Source organism: Trichocoleus sp. DQ-A1, assembly GCF_039961955.1.
In the GTDB taxonomy this organism is placed as follows: Bacteria; Cyanobacteriota; Cyanobacteriia; order Cyanobacteriales; family FACHB-T130; genus FACHB-T130.
The window spans coordinates 72,845-86,446 of the sequence record NZ_JAMPKE010000001.1; the positions used below are offsets into that span (position 1 = coordinate 72,845).

12 protein-coding genes are annotated in these 13,602 nt (G+C 47.6%); 7 read left to right on the forward strand and 5 right to left on the reverse strand.

Features of this window, described 5'->3' with window-relative positions:
• Window positions 1–133 precede the first annotated feature (133 nt).
• From NDI33_RS00280 to tatC, 3 genes are all read left to right on the forward strand, one after another.
• A complete protein-coding gene (locus tag NDI33_RS00280) occupies window positions 134–343 on the forward strand; it encodes a hypothetical protein (RefSeq protein ID WP_190436084.1) in 210 nt (69 codons plus the stop codon).
• Complete coding sequence (locus tag NDI33_RS00285; protein WP_190678075.1) at window positions 340–2,604, forward strand: transglycosylase SLT domain-containing protein; 2,265 nt, start codon at window positions 340–342, stop codon at window positions 2,602–2,604. Before NDI33_RS00280 ends, NDI33_RS00285 begins: the two co-directional genes overlap by 4 nt.
• 235 nt (window positions 2,605–2,839) lie before the next feature.
• Window positions 2,840–3,643 (forward strand): twin-arginine translocase subunit TatC, encoded by an 804-nt coding sequence (gene tatC, locus NDI33_RS00290; RefSeq protein ID WP_190412185.1) that lies wholly within the window; start codon window positions 2,840–2,842, stop codon window positions 3,641–3,643.
• Window positions 3,644–4,195: 552 nt separating this feature from the next.
• On the opposite strand, the gene NDI33_RS00295 is transcribed toward tatC, so the two are convergent.
• Window positions 4,196–4,513, reverse strand: coding sequence for a DUF3067 family protein (locus NDI33_RS00295; protein ID WP_190678078.1), 318 nt, complete (start codon window positions 4,511–4,513; stop codon window positions 4,196–4,198).
• A 236-nt stretch (window positions 4,514–4,749) separates the two neighbouring features.
• Here NDI33_RS00295 and petC point away from each other — a divergent pair, with 236 nt between their 5' ends.
• Window positions 4,750–5,289 (forward strand): cytochrome b6-f complex iron-sulfur subunit, encoded by a 540-nt coding sequence (gene petC / locus NDI33_RS00300; protein ID WP_190412182.1) that lies wholly within the window; start codon window positions 4,750–4,752, stop codon window positions 5,287–5,289.
• Between the two features lie 175 nt (window positions 5,290–5,464).
• Complete coding sequence (gene petA, locus NDI33_RS00305) at window positions 5,465–6,454, forward strand: cytochrome f (RefSeq protein WP_190412181.1); 990 nt, start codon at window positions 5,465–5,467, stop codon at window positions 6,452–6,454.
• A gap of 205 nt (window positions 6,455–6,659) precedes the next feature.
• On the opposite strand, the gene NDI33_RS00310 is transcribed toward petA, so the two are convergent.
• The gene (locus tag NDI33_RS00310; RefSeq protein WP_190428855.1) at window positions 6,660–7,451 is read right to left on the reverse strand and encodes a cobyrinic acid a,c-diamide synthase; all 792 of its coding nucleotides are present in this window, start codon (window positions 7,449–7,451) and stop codon (window positions 6,660–6,662) included.
• Between the two features lie 237 nt (window positions 7,452–7,688).
• Between NDI33_RS00310 and NDI33_RS00315 the strand changes: the two genes are divergently transcribed.
• Complete coding sequence (locus NDI33_RS00315) at window positions 7,689–7,913, forward strand: hypothetical protein (RefSeq protein WP_190428854.1); 225 nt, start codon at window positions 7,689–7,691, stop codon at window positions 7,911–7,913.
• A gap of 145 nt (window positions 7,914–8,058) precedes the next feature.
• Here NDI33_RS00315 and NDI33_RS00320 read toward each other — a convergent pair whose 3' ends face one another.
• Together NDI33_RS00320 and NDI33_RS00325 are read right to left on the reverse strand one after the other, a co-directional pair.
• Window positions 8,059–9,297 (reverse strand): EcsC family protein, encoded by a 1,239-nt coding sequence (locus NDI33_RS00320; protein WP_190678081.1) that lies wholly within the window; start codon window positions 9,295–9,297, stop codon window positions 8,059–8,061.
• A 203-nt stretch (window positions 9,298–9,500) separates the two neighbouring features.
• Window positions 9,501–10,265, reverse strand: a complete 765-nt coding sequence (locus NDI33_RS00325) for a hypothetical protein (protein WP_190412178.1) — start codon at window positions 10,263–10,265, stop codon at window positions 9,501–9,503.
• A 212-nt stretch (window positions 10,266–10,477) separates the two neighbouring features.
• Between NDI33_RS00325 and NDI33_RS00330 the strand changes: the two genes are divergently transcribed.
• Window positions 10,478–12,067, forward strand: a complete 1,590-nt coding sequence (locus tag NDI33_RS00330; RefSeq protein ID WP_190678084.1) for a glycoside hydrolase family 57 protein — start codon at window positions 10,478–10,480, stop codon at window positions 12,065–12,067.
• Window positions 12,068–12,078: 11 nt separating this feature from the next.
• Here the strand turns inward: NDI33_RS00330 and NDI33_RS00335 are convergent, their stop codons facing one another.
• Window positions 12,079–13,485 (reverse strand): CHAT domain-containing protein, encoded by a 1,407-nt coding sequence (locus NDI33_RS00335; RefSeq protein WP_190678086.1) that lies wholly within the window; start codon window positions 13,483–13,485, stop codon window positions 12,079–12,081.
• Window positions 13,486–13,602 lie beyond the last annotated feature (117 nt).

The window sequence follows — 13,602 nt, forward strand, 5'->3', positions numbered from 1 at the left end:
AATTAGGCTCTCAAATCAGGGGCTGCAAAATACTCGCGATCTTCTCATCGCTCAAATTTAGAATGCTGGTCAATTCCATCGCTTCCTTAAATCATCCAAATGTCAGGGGATCTCCCTCAAGTGCAAACGCGGCGTGTCAGTCACGCTTTCCTTCCATTCTTTTTTCTCTAAAGGATTTTTACCTATTAGCGATAAAGAGTCAACGAGCCGCCAGTTACTAGAAGGATGGCTTGTCAATAATACGACCAGTTTGGTCTTCCATCTGGAAAAAGCAAATAACGAAATCGACGTTACTGAAATGCCAGATGGAGAGAGCAATGTCCGCCGCCAGGAGGTTACATGAGGAAGTCACGCTCGATTTTTGCTCGGAGAAAGTCACAGTTTAGTTTTTCTCGCCCCTATCAATCTAGACGGAGAAACAAAGTCGCGATCGCTGCGGGTGTGGGACTAAGCGCAATCCTTTTGGGAGCCACCTTTTTGCCAACTAAGTATGGCGTCTGGCTGGAAAAAGTAGTTGGCTGGGTGCCGATGCATGGGTACGGCAGTTTCTTGATGTCGGGAAATCAGATCGACAACTCTGCGATTGTGTCTTTAATCTCGCTACCCCCACAAAAGCGGGCATCACAACTAGAAGCGATCGCGACAGGGCCAAGATCCCTCGACCGCAGCCGCGCCCGTTATCTCCTGGCAAGCGATCTGATTGCCTCCAAACAGGGAGAAAAAGCACTGGAATGGTTAAAAGGATTAGAGTTTGAATATCGCGTCCTAGACGGACACATTGCTCTTCGGAGAGCGCAAGCTTACGAACTCACCGGCAACACCCGAAAAGCCAAGGCAGCTTGGGAAGGTTTGTTAAAACACCATTCTCAAGATCCCGTGTCAGTCGAAGCTTTATATGTGTTGGGGAAGACGGAACCGAAATATTGGGAAGAAGCCGTTGAGAAATTTCCCAGTCATCCCCGTAGTCTGGAAATCGCCCACGCCTTACTCAAAGACAATCCCAACCAAGCAAAATTGATGGTGTCGCTGGCAAAGTATGCCTTTGACACTCCAGGAATTACTTCAGTGCTAGATAAGTTGATAGGTTTGCCAGCAGAGCAACTCAAGCCAGAAGTATGGGAAGCGATCGCTTTAGGCTACTGGGGAAACCGGAAATACGGTCAAGCCAGTACTGCTTATGCCAAAGCCCCCCGCACCCCCCACAACGCCTACCGGGTCGCTAGGGGACTCGATCTCGCCGAGAAGAAAGTTAAAGCCCTCCGCGCTTATAAAGAGGTGGTGCAAGACTTCCCAAATGCGAACGAAAGTGCAACCGCGCTCATCCAGATCGCCAAAATCGGTCCCGCTATCGAGGCGGTTCCTTATCTCGACCAAGTTATCAGTCAATTCCCCGACCGAGCTGGCGAAGCCATCCTATTAGAAGCGAAAATTCTCGATAGTCTTAAAAGTTCTGAGTCCGCAGCCGAAGCGCGTCAATCATTACTCACCAAGTATGGCAATACCGATGCCGCGGCAGAATATCGGTGGAAATTAGCTCAATCGAAGGCGCGGGGTGGAAATTACCAAGAGGCGCTGCAAATCGCCAAGCCGATCGCCACTCAGAATCCTGATAGCGAATTAGCTCGTCGGGCGGCTTTTTGGGTGGGTAAATGGTCAAACAAGCTGGGACGCAAGCAGGAGGCGAAAGCAGCTTTTGAGAACGTCGTGGCGAAGTATCCCCAGTCTTACTATGCTTGGCGGTCTGCCGTCATGCTGGGCTGGGATGTGGGAGACTTTAACAGCGTGCGTCAGCGAGATCCGAAAGTAGAATGGCCTGCCAAGCGACCGTCATTGCCCGTGGGTTCTGCTGCTTTACAAGAACTTTACCAAATGGGTCAAGGCAAAGATGCCTGGAGGCTCTGGCAAGCGGAGTTTGAAAACCGGGTCAACCCAACGGTGGCAGAACAATTTACCGATGGTTTGCTTCGGCTCAATATGGGAGACCACTTGCAAGGAATTGCTAAAATCTCCAGCTTAGAAGACCGTGAGAACCCGGAGGAGCAAGCACAGTACAAAGCTCTAACACAACAAATTGCTTACTGGCAGGCTTTGTATCCGACGCTTTATGTCGAAGCGATTGAAAACTGGTCTCAACAACGTCAACTCAATCCCTTGCTCGTGATCTCTGTGATCCGACAGGAATCCCGCTTTGAGCCAAAAATCCGTTCCACTGCCGGTGCGGTTGGCTTAATGCAGGTGATGCCGGAAACCAGTAAATGGGTTGCCGAAAACATTGGCCTCAAGAAATATAGCCTGGAAAATCCCAACGACAACGTTAAATTAGGCACCTGGTATCTGGATGAAATTCACGATCGCTACAAAAATAACTCCATGTTAGCGATCGCAAGTTACAATGCCGGTTCTGGTAATCTGTCAAAGTGGCTCCAAGGCAAAAAAGTCAGCGATCCAGATGAATTCGTCGAAGCCATTCCCTTTGATGAAACGCAGGGTTATGTCAAAAATGTGTTTGGCAACTACTGGAATTACTTACGCCTGTACAATCCGAAAATCTCCCAGCAGGTAGCAAAATACTCCGAAGGTCAGCCAACCGCATTCAAAAATTAAAAATTGGAATTTGCACTTAGGCGCGATTAAAGATCGCTTTTTAGGGAATTGGGAATTGGAAATTGGTAAAAACCCATTTTCGATGACCGATTCCCCATTACCAGCTTTTAAGAGTGGCGTTGATTTCCATTTCTGTGCTTTGTTCAATTTTTAAGGGTCGGTGAGCCATGCGCGATCGCACGGTACGGATGACCCGGATACAATAGTCAAGAAATCTTCAAATCAAACTTGACCGATGACGCTTCCTTCAGAAGTCGATACCGCATCCCAGCTAAATCCAGGCCTGGAGCCGGAATCAGCGAACCGCAATCTAGAAGATGAATACCTTGATGAGCTGCCCGCTGAGATCGAGATGTCTCTATTCGACCATCTGGAGGAGTTGCGGCGGCGGATTTTCTATGCGCTGATTGCAGTTGCCTTAGGTGTTATTGGCTGCTTCCTGTTTGTCAAGCCAATTGTCCAACTGCTGGAAGTACCGGCGCAGGGCGTCAAGTTCCTCCAGCTGGCACCGGGAGAATACTTCTTTGTCTCCATTAAAGTTGCCGGTTACAGTGGCTTGCTCGTAGCCAGCCCCTTTATCCTGTACCAGCTCATCCTGTTTGTTCTCCCAGGACTCACTCGCCGCGAACGCCGCTTAGTAGGACCCGTTGTTTTAGGGTCGGGTGTCTTGTTTGTGGGGGGACTGGCATTTGCCTATGTAGCATTAATTCCAGCCGCTCTGAATTTCTTCATCAGTTACGGGGCAGATGTCGTCGAGCAGCTGTGGTCAATTGACCGATATTTTGAATTCGTGTTGCTGCTGATGTTTAGCACCGGATTGGCATTTCAAATTCCGATCGTTCAGCTGCTACTCGGCTTTTTGGGAATTGTCTCTTCTGGGCAAATGCTATCTGGCTGGCGGTTTGTGATCCTGGGAGCAGCAATTTTGGGTGCCATCCTGACGCCTTCCACCGACCCCCTCACCCAAAGCCTGCTCGCAGGTGCCGTCTTGGGACTCTACTACAGCGGGATTGGCTTGGTTAAGCTCGTAGGGCGCTGAGGTCGTCAAAATACTATGCAACCTGGACTATGCAACCTGGACGGGTTAATTTTTGAACTGCCTCATATTCGACTCTCTGGAGTGCTGCTGTATTGGGAATTGCCCTGAATCGTTGCACTCGACGAACCTCAAGGGTGAAATGGCTGAGCTGAACATTTTCAATTTTGTCTTGAGAAACCTTTTCAGACGAAAATACCTTACAAAGACGAGGGCGAATTGAAACCCTTGGCTTTGCCTTGTCTTGGCTGAAGCGAGCTTGCAAGAGGGTTCGTTTTACACCTTGCCCGTGGATAATTGTGGTGCTGTGGTAAATAAATTTCCATTCAGAAATTTACCCATTCTGCAATAAGTTCGTCAACGTTGATTTGAGAAGTAGAAGCTTCCCAACCCAAAAACCCCATACATCAAAATCTTTTAAAAAATAATTGACAAAGCACTCGGCAACAGGTGCCGCTATTGCGAATCAAAAGATAGTTTAGGTATGCAGTGAATGCGACAATAGTGCTAACAGGAAGCTGTCGTTCTATTGAGTGGGAATCGCACGTACGGCTCCTAAAACTGTTCGAGCATCCACTCCGAGGCTCGCTCGCCGAGGTCTAGGGGGATGCTGACTGCTTTACCGAGTCGAGGGCGATCGCGCGTTTGTTCAATATAATGTTGTACTTGGTCAGCTCCACCCCAAGCATGAAGATACTTGGCGACAGTCTCCAAGTGCGCTATGTAGTCTGCCTCCGACAGCGGAAAAGACGCCTGTTCTAAGTATTTCCACATTACCTGGAGGAAAATTTTGCCCTGAGTCCGCCTGATCTGGATATCGTATGAGCGTCCCCACTTGTCGATCAGGAGTTGGCGAAGGTCTTGTCCTGTCATAGTTTTATCGCAATTACTTTTCTTTACATTTCGTCATAAAGGGAGCGCTTCTTAAATTAATGATACGGTGCAAAAGAATGTAATAATACCCTTAGCAAGGCTGTAAACCTTTCTACAAAAGGGTTTGTGGCGAACAGGCTTGCGACTTGCTTGGTATATATTTATTAGGCAAGTTTTAACAAAATCTGGGACTTAGCCCAGGGTTGTTCACATAGCTATACACTCAGACGTTACTCATGGCTCAACTTTCTAGCTCGTCAGACGTTCCCGATATGGGGCGTCGTCAATTTATGAATTTGCTCACTTTTGGGACCATTACAGGAACAGCTCTGGGGGCACTGTATCCCGTTATTAAGTATTTTGTCCCCCCTTCGAGTGGTGGAACGGGTGGTGGTCTAACTGCCAAAGATGCCATCGGCAACGATGTCATTGTGAGTGATTTTTTAGCTAATCATAATCCAGGCGATCGCACCTTGGTTCAAGGCTTCAGAGGCGACCCCACCTACATTGTCGTGACCGAGGAGAAAACCATTGACAATTACGGCTTAAACGCCGTCTGCACCCACTTGGGTTGCGTTGTTCCTTGGAATTCTGGTGAGAACAAGTTTATGTGTCCCTGCCACGGTTCCCAGTATGACAGCACCGGCAAGGTGGTACGGGGACCAGCACCGCTGTCTCTGGCACTGGTTCACGCTACCGTGGCGGAGGACAAGGTTACATTAACGCCTTGGACGGAAACCGACTTCCGTACCGGCGAAAATCCTTGGTGGACATAAGGTCATTAGTCATCGGTGCTTAGTTATCAGTCATCAGTTAGTCGTCATGGGTCATCGGTTATTTGTAACCGACCAAAAACGAAGGATGAAAAGGACAAAAAACTAAGAACGAAACCTAAGGACAAAGAACTGATAGATATTGTTTGAAATTCGACCCAGAATCCCTTCTTGAGAGATGAGAAAAGTTTCTTTATCGGCGATATCCAAAATAGGCAAACAGGCGATTTGCAAAACCGTCCTGGTTGCGATCGCCACCGTGTCAATATTCCTCGCCAGCGATCTAGTCCTTCCCCAATCAGCCAGTGCCTATCCCTTCTGGGCACAGCAAACCTATCCTGAAACCCCTCGCGAAGCAACGGGGCGGATTGTGTGTGCTAACTGTCACCTCGGTGCCAAACCCACACAAATCGAAGTTCCTCAATCGGTTCTCCCAGACACCGTTTTTGAAGCTGTCGTAAAAGTTCCTTACGACACCAACACGCAGCAAGTGCAAGCAGATGGTAGCAAAGGTCCCTTGAACGTGGGTGCTGTGTTAATGTTGCCAGAAGGCTTCAAAATTGCCCCCGAAGATAGAATTCCTGAAGAAATGAAGGAAAAAATTGGGGAACTCTACTACCAACCCTACAGCGAAGACAAAGAAAATATTGTCATCGTTGGTCCCATTCCAGGCGATCAATATCAGGAAATTATCTTCCCCGTTCTGTCTCCCAATCCACAGACCGATAAGAAAGTTTTCTTCGGTAAATACGCGATTCACGTGGGTGGCAACCGGGGTCGCGGTCAGGTTTACCCCACAGGTGAAAAGAGCAACAATTCCGTCTATAGCGCTTCCGTAGCGGGTCGCATCACTTCCATTACCCAAGCTGAAGAAGGTGGCTCTGAAGTCACCATCCAACCAGCAGAAGGCAATGCGGTTGTTGATACAATTCCCGCAGGTCCAGAGCTAGTTGTCTCCGAAGGACAGGAAGTTAAAGCTGGCGAAGCGCTGACCTCCAATCCGAACGTCGGTGGATTTGGTCAAATGGACGCCGAAATCGTTTTGCAAAGCCCCACCCGGATCAAGTGGTTGATGGCATTTATTGCTGCAATCATGTTGTGTCAAGTCTTGCTAGTCTTGAAGAAGAAGCAAGTTGAAAGAGTGCAAGCTGCTGAGATGAATTTCTAAGTTTGGCGTTGTACTGAATCATTATGAGACAGGCAAAATGCCTGTCTTTTTTTGCGCTCAAAAATAACGTACTTGCAAGCCTCCTCTACCTTTGCAACTTTATGGAGTAGGGAGGTTTCAGTCATCCCAGGCTATAGCACTGCATACCCTGTGCTTGGCTAACGCGATCAACCTAATAAAGTTTTAAGCCCAAAGCAAATTAGGATTATTTAAATACACCTTCTTGTTCATCCTCAAAGATATATTCATAGTCAAAAACTAAAGAGTTGAGATGTCGAATAATTGTAAAACCAAAATGAGTAACTAAATCCGTATTAAAAGTAGCGATAACTAGCTGTATTAACTTCTTCTCCGTAATTACAGGTTTTTGTACAAAATAATTACGTTTGTCAAAAAAACGATTATTAGGACTAGGAACGACGATTGCATTAATTCGATGAGCATGTTGAATTGGTTTTATATAAGTATTTAAAAACTCTTCTTGATTAATTTGTAGCTGGTAGAGTCTTTCATGCTGCAACCAGCTCATTTTAAACATCATTTTAATCAGTTCAAACCCCAAGATGTAGTTAAATACGTTGTTGCGTTCTTCTGAACTTAGAACCAGCCGCAGAGCTGATTCTAAGTACAATTCGGGTTGCCTACTTACATCTTGAGCTGAATGAATATAAAACTGTCTAATATAACTTCTTAAAACTGATTCATTTAAGTCTAACTTAAGGTGAAATTGTGTTAAATAGTCTTGGACTCGTTGCTGAGTATTTTTGTCTTGAAGTCTTTTGGCAACTAAGCCAGTAGCCGTATAATCATCCAGAAATTCGGCTTGCATTTCTGGAGTAGCCGCACACATTAGATGACACAATGACAGCACATAACGGCGCTGGCTCCAAGGCAAGCTTTCCGCCCATTTTTTTGCTTCTGGAGGGAGTTTATCAAGAATACTTTCTGATTCTCCAAGTTCAAACATCGCCGCTATTTGAGAGATTTGTTCAGTCATAACCAAAAAAAAATATCAGTAAGTATACAAACCTAATCATCAAAAAATCCAAACAACCGAACACTTCTTAAGTTGAGTTGATAATTAATTTTTTAAATTTATTTTTACCTGCCTATTTAGTTACTTGGAGTTCCTAAATCTCATCTCTTGTACCAGGAAGCGTTTCCTGCAACGTTTATCCTGCCAGGAAAGAGAAGTAATTCTCTGCTTTGATTACAAAGGAAAAGAAGCTGAGGGGTGAGTTTTTCAGATGCAAGAGATAAGGCAATCAAACTTAAACTTATTGATGCTGACGTAGCGCTACAGAATCCAGTCCGAGCAGAGAAGTCGTACCCCTGGTTGCACGCCTTGTTGTTCATCAAAGCTGCAACGCTAGTGCGTGCTTCTTCCCCGGCGCTGGTTTGTTCTCGAAAATTCCACTGTTTCGTCATGGCTAGCAGCGATCGCAGGAGAGAAATTTAGTATCGTCTCCCTCCTAGGATTCCCAGATCAAAAGCCTGACTAACACTCAACAGACAAAAACGCACGAGATTCGTTCCCCAATCTTCGCTTTTTGAAGCAGACTGGGGCGATGAGAGCGATCGCGCACAAGCGTTAGTAAAGTCTGTCAGCCTTGTATCGAACTGGCAATTTTTTTAATTGCTTCTACGTCAATATCAAATTTTTGGGTGATTTTTTCAATGACTTGGGATTCTGCTGGTGTCACTGCGCTATCTAGTTGGGAGATTGTATGGCACTGAGCTAACAGCGGCAACGCATAGTCCCGATTGAGTTGATCTAGAAGCGTATCTAAAGGCTGTTGTTGATTGATGTTATTGGCGATCGCTTCTAGAGAAGCAGGGCTAAGTTTGGCAGCTTGTAACGACGGTAAGATATCTTCCCAAGATTTGCCCGGATGACTCGCCACGATGATATGAACCAGAATCCGATCCATAATCGCTTGTTGCGCGATCGCTGTTTCTAAATACTTCTCGCTTGCTGCCTGAGACTCTACCAGCTTTTCCGTTGATGCCTCAGAATGCAGCTGTGCCTCATAAAAGCGACAAGCCGCATACCCCAGCGCATAGATCATCGTCGCATTTGCGCTAGCACCGATTGCCGCACCCGCCACTGGCGTCGCTTTTAACAAACCCAAACCCGCCTTAATTGCACGAGAACCGCCCAACGACAAACCAAAGATGCCCAGCACTTCACCCTTACGTGCGGGATCTTTCAAATCTAATCCATAAGCCGCCGCGATCTGATAAACCATCTCTGACTGCAATAGCGTCGTTGCTGCCAAATCAACCGTCAGCAACGCCAATGCTGCTCCCGGCAACAAGCTAGTCGCCAGTCCCATCCCGCCTCCATAAACCGCTTTCTCCATCATCAGACGATGAGCAATCTGATTCGGTTTTTCGTCGGGATACTTTTGCTGTAGCTTTTTAACATCAGCTTCAGCTTTTACCACATCAACTTGATTGATAATCCCCAGCAACCAATTCGTGGGTAACGCCCTCGTGACGTGGCGCAAAAATGAGTTGTCGCCCACAAAAGTCACTGCACGCCCTGCGCCTTGTGTGGTTTGTTCGAGCAATTTTTGCGCTTGTTTTCCCGCCGCTTGGGCTACCCCAGTCGTTGTTGTCGCCACAGCTTTCCCTGTCTGGAAGGCAGTGTTACCAACTGCCATGCCGACTCCGGCTACTGTTTTCGCCACTGCTTGCCCAGCAGTCGCAACTGAATCGAAGAACGATGGCTTCTTTACATCCGTGGATTGCGTTAAAGATTCCGCATGGTCTGTTTTTGAGTCAGAAGTTGAGGAGTTTGCTTCTGTCTCTTCAGACACGATTCCCGGCTTGTCATCCATCGTTTAATTCCTATTGCCCGGTGGGTTTATCTGCGAGCATATCTCACTCAAATTCGATTCCGCCTGTATCGGGGGAAAGAAAAACCGCGAACTTTCAACCAGATTTAAGTCCCCGAAAGGGATTTAAATCTGGTTGGGAAACGCGATTGCCTTCTATCGCCTTCTATCGCATAAGAGAGATTGCTAGCGCTTTCTATCGATCTTTAGCGGGCGCGAGGCAGATTGGCAGCAGGAGACACCTGCAAAATCCGGCTATCTAGCTTGCGAACCACATCTCCTACCTGCACCGCAGGCTTTTTCCCATTGACGTACATCACCGCTGTTAGCGCTCCTGTCGAATTTCGGCGAAAAGCAGCGATATCCATCCGCACAGGTTGCTGTTGTATCTTCAGAGCCAGCGTCATCCCACTAGAAGCATTCCCCAAGTTATTCAGTTCCGGCAGGGGTTTGTATTCTACAACTTCTAGTCCCTGGTATGCTTTGAGTCTCTCCCGCAGTAGGCTCAACATCTGTTGTTGCTTCTGAGGGTTCTGCATTTCTTGCAGACCCGCATCAAAATTAGCTTGTTCGGGCTGATTTGGCATATTTCCAGTGAAGCCCAAAACGATTTGGTAGTTCTCCGGATTAACGAAAGCAAAGAAGTTCTCCGGCTTCATGTTTGCTTGCGTTAGTTGTTGTCTGAGAACATCCAATTTGGAGGCAATCTCAACGGCTACATCCGGTGGGAGTTCCTGAAACCCAGCAGGCAAATCTTCTAAAGTCAGCTTTACCTCAGACGACGCTGGTTGAGTGGTCGGTGCTGGGGAGGCTGCCGGGGAGGCTTCTGAAGCTGGTGCGGATGGAGCGACTTTTGGTTCTGGGGCGGGTGTTTGGACAGGTGCTTCTTGGGCAACAATAAGGGGAGTGGCGAACGTAGATTGAAAAGAGCCACCAACGCAAAGAGCGCCGGTTAACAGGCTAAGTGTCAAAGTTACTTTTTTTAGCACAGGTTGAACTTTACGCTGATTTCAAAACAGAGCAGGCAAATCGATCGTCAATTACCAGGATAGGCGAACCACCACCGGAACTTATTGGGAATCCCCGCCGAATGCTGACTCGCTTTCGCCGTAAAATCTTAAAATAAATTCAATTTTGCCCAGCCTGCTTCAATTTCATGTCCATCTAAGACCCCAGAATTACTATGCCCATCGGCTATCTTGCTCTTGTTCTCCATGCCCACCTGCCCTTCGTGCGGCATCCTGAAAGTGACTACGTTCTGGAAGAAGAGTGGCTGTTTGAAGCCATCACCGAAACCTACATTCCTCTGCTGCACGTATTTGAAGGCTTAAAGCGGGACGGCATTGACTTCAAGATCACCATGAGCATGACACCGCCTTTGGTGTCGATGCTGCGCGATCCGCTACTGCAAGAGCGCTACGATGACCACTTAGCGAAACTGGAAGAACTCGTTGAACTAGAAGTTGAGCATAATGCGAATAACGGTCATATTCGCTATCTTGCCGAACATTACGTTCATGAATTTAGCGAGATTCGTCAAACCTGGGAACGCTATGACGGCGACTTGGTAACGGCGTTTAAGCAATTTTTAGATAGTAACAACCTGGAGATCATCACCTGCGGCGCAACGCACGGCTACCTGCCGCTGATGAAGATGTATCCTCAGGCAGTCTGGGCACAAATTCAGGTCGCAGTAGAACACTACGAGCAAAACTTTGGGCGTCCTCCTAAAGGGATTTGGTTGCCGGAATGCGCCTATTATGAAGGGTTAGAGCGGATGCTCGCTGATGCGGGATTGCGCTACTTCCTGACGGATGGACATGGTATTCTCTACGCCCGTCCCCGTCCCCGCTTTGGCTCTTATGCGCCTATCTTTACAGAAACCGGAGTTGCTGCCTTTGGTCGAGATCACGAGTCTTCGCAACAGGTGTGGTCTTCGGAAGTAGGCTATCCCGGTGCGGCGGAATATCGGGAATTTTACAAAGATTTGGGCTGGGAAGCGGAATACGAATACATTAAGCCCTACATCATGCCCAACGGTCAGCGGAAGAATACGGGCATCAAATATCACAAGATTACTGGGCGCGGTTTAGGGTTGGGCGATAAGCAACTTTATGACCCTTATTGGGCGCGGGAAAAGGCTGCTGAACACGCTGCTAACTTTACCTATAACCGAGAGCGGCAAGTTGAGCATTTGCACCACGTTATGCAGCGTCCGCCAATCATCGTTTCGCCTTACGATGCGGAATTGTTTGGTCACTGGTGGTACGAAGGTCCTTGGTTTATCGATTATCTGTTCCGCAAGTCTTGGTATGACCAAGGCACGTATCGGATGACGCATTTGGCTGATTATTTACAAGAGAATCCTACGCAGCAAGTCTGCCGTCCTTCTCAGTCGAGTTGGGGTTATAAAGGCTTCCACGAGTATTGGCTGAATGAAACGAACGCATGGATTTACCCGCACTTGCATAAGGCAGCAGAGCGGATGATCGAGCTGGCGCGGCGGGAACCAGCGGATGAGCTGGAGTGGAAAGCGCTCAATCAAGCGGCGCGGGAAGTGCTGCTGGCACAATCTTCTGACTGGGCGTTTATTATGCGAACCGGAACGATGGTGCCTTATGCGGTGAGAAGAACGCGATCGCACTTGATGCGCTTCCACAAGCTCTACGACGAAATCAAAGATGGCAAAATCGACAGCGGTTGGCTAGAAAAAGTCGAGGAAATAGACAACATCTTCCCCGAAATCAACTATCGCGTCTATCGACCTCTCTAATTCATCAAAAATTACCAGGGGCTGCCGACTAAGGTAAAGGCAGCCCAATAGTAGGGGTGCGATAGATTCACGTTCTGAATTCCTGCCAGTTCTGGCGGCAGGGATATCTCCCCTCTAGAACTGTGCAACTGACCATCTTGCCAGCGTACTTTCCCTTGCAACATCCCTATCTGAGCTTGCCTGAGCGCCTCTGCTTTAATCGGCGCAGCTTTCAGTTGCCGATAAAACTCTGTCATCAGCGCTAAGGTTCCTTCATCGCTAACAGACCACAAACTGGCGACAGCAGACTTCGCTCCAGAGTTAACGGCTAACCCCGCAAAGCCTAATTCTGCTTGTTTATCGCCGAGAGCAGTTCTACAAGCACTCAGGACTAACAGTTCCACGGGTGGAGAGTTCCACCGTAATTGCCGCATCTTATCCAGTGTTAGTTTCGCGTCCCATAACTGAACGTAGGAGTTGCTCGGGTCTCCCGGCTCGAAGAAAGCATGAGTCGCCAAGTGAATAATTTTATAAGGTTCTGAGGCGCGTTGCGATTGCAGATTCGCCAGGGTGAATTGTTGGTTTAAGAAGAATTTACCCTGCCATAGCTTTTGCGCGATCGCAGATAACTCCACTGGCACCGCAGGTAAGGGAGTTTGCTCCTTGAATTTGGACGCACCCATTGCTAGAACTTGCGAATTCTTCAGAGACACATACAGGGTATCTGTCAGCTTGAAGGCAGGAATGCGCCCAATATTATACTTTTCCACCAGAAACTTTTGCCCATCATGGAATGCTGCCAGCGGTATCGTCCGCAGACCAGCACCCACACAAAAGATTAGCGTGTCTATCTTATTTGTTTTTAAATCTGCCTCCAGTGGCGCAACGATCCACTGATATAACTGCTGCGCTGCTGGCAGGTAGCGGGTACTATTCCGCTGTCTGGGATCTACGATATTTTCTCTAAACTTTGCCGCTTCTTTGAGCAGGACTTCACTCTTCGCTTCCGAGATGCGCTTGTGAATCGGTTGATTCCCCGGAGTAATCAACACCAGTTCTAGTTGTTTTGCTCTAGGCACTACATAAATTAGAGCAGGCTTTTGACCCGTTTGAACCGCGATTTTGCCTAGAGTATCGGCGACATCCTTTGCTGTAATTGACTCGTCAGAGAAATTGAGCCGAAAGTAATCTTCATATTGTTTTTCCCACGTTTGCTCAATTTGCGGCACTATCTCCGTTAAATTTTCTCGGTCGAAAGCGTTGTCTAATTTGGTGGGGGTAGCAGCTTGTGCCAGAAGAATCTTCCCTTCCGCACCAGATACGGTGGCAGTAGTATTGGGTGCTGGAATGATTGCTTGTGCCTGTACCCGTTCTGTGCTAATTCCTACCAGGTGTAGTACTGCTAGCAACAAGCTAACACTACTCACGATTGATTTCATAGCGGCCTCGCTAATTTTGAGATGACTGGAAGATTAAGCTTAAGCGATGCACTTCACGAGTGGATATAGATAGTGTTAGCGCATATTTTTTCGAGTAACAGCAAAGACAGCCAAAGT

Excerpts from the sequence above, each read along its gene's own strand:
- petC (WP_190412182.1), top strand. The coding sequence starts at position 4,750 with ATGGCTCAACTTTCTAGCTCGTCAGACGTTCCCGATATGGGGCGTCGT.
- NDI33_RS00295 (WP_190678078.1), bottom strand. The coding sequence starts at position 4,513 with ATGACAGGACAAGACCTTCGCCAACTCCTGATCGACAAGTGGGGACGC.
- petA (WP_190412181.1), top strand. The coding sequence starts at position 5,465 with ATGAGAAAAGTTTCTTTATCGGCGATATCCAAAATAGGCAAACAGGCG.
- NDI33_RS00310 (WP_190428855.1), bottom strand. The coding sequence starts at position 7,451 with ATGACTGAACAAATCTCTCAAATAGCGGCGATGTTTGAACTTGGAGAA.
- NDI33_RS00285 (WP_190678075.1), top strand. The coding sequence starts at position 340 with ATGAGGAAGTCACGCTCGATTTTTGCTCGGAGAAAGTCACAGTTTAGT.
- tatC (WP_190412185.1), top strand. The coding sequence starts at position 2,840 with ATGACGCTTCCTTCAGAAGTCGATACCGCATCCCAGCTAAATCCAGGC.
- NDI33_RS00335 (WP_190678086.1), bottom strand. The coding sequence starts at position 13,485 with ATGAAATCAATCGTGAGTAGTGTTAGCTTGTTGCTAGCAGTACTACAC.
- NDI33_RS00320 (WP_190678081.1), bottom strand. The coding sequence starts at position 9,297 with ATGGATGACAAGCCGGGAATCGTGTCTGAAGAGACAGAAGCAAACTCC.
- NDI33_RS00330 (WP_190678084.1), top strand. The coding sequence starts at position 10,478 with ATGCCCATCGGCTATCTTGCTCTTGTTCTCCATGCCCACCTGCCCTTC.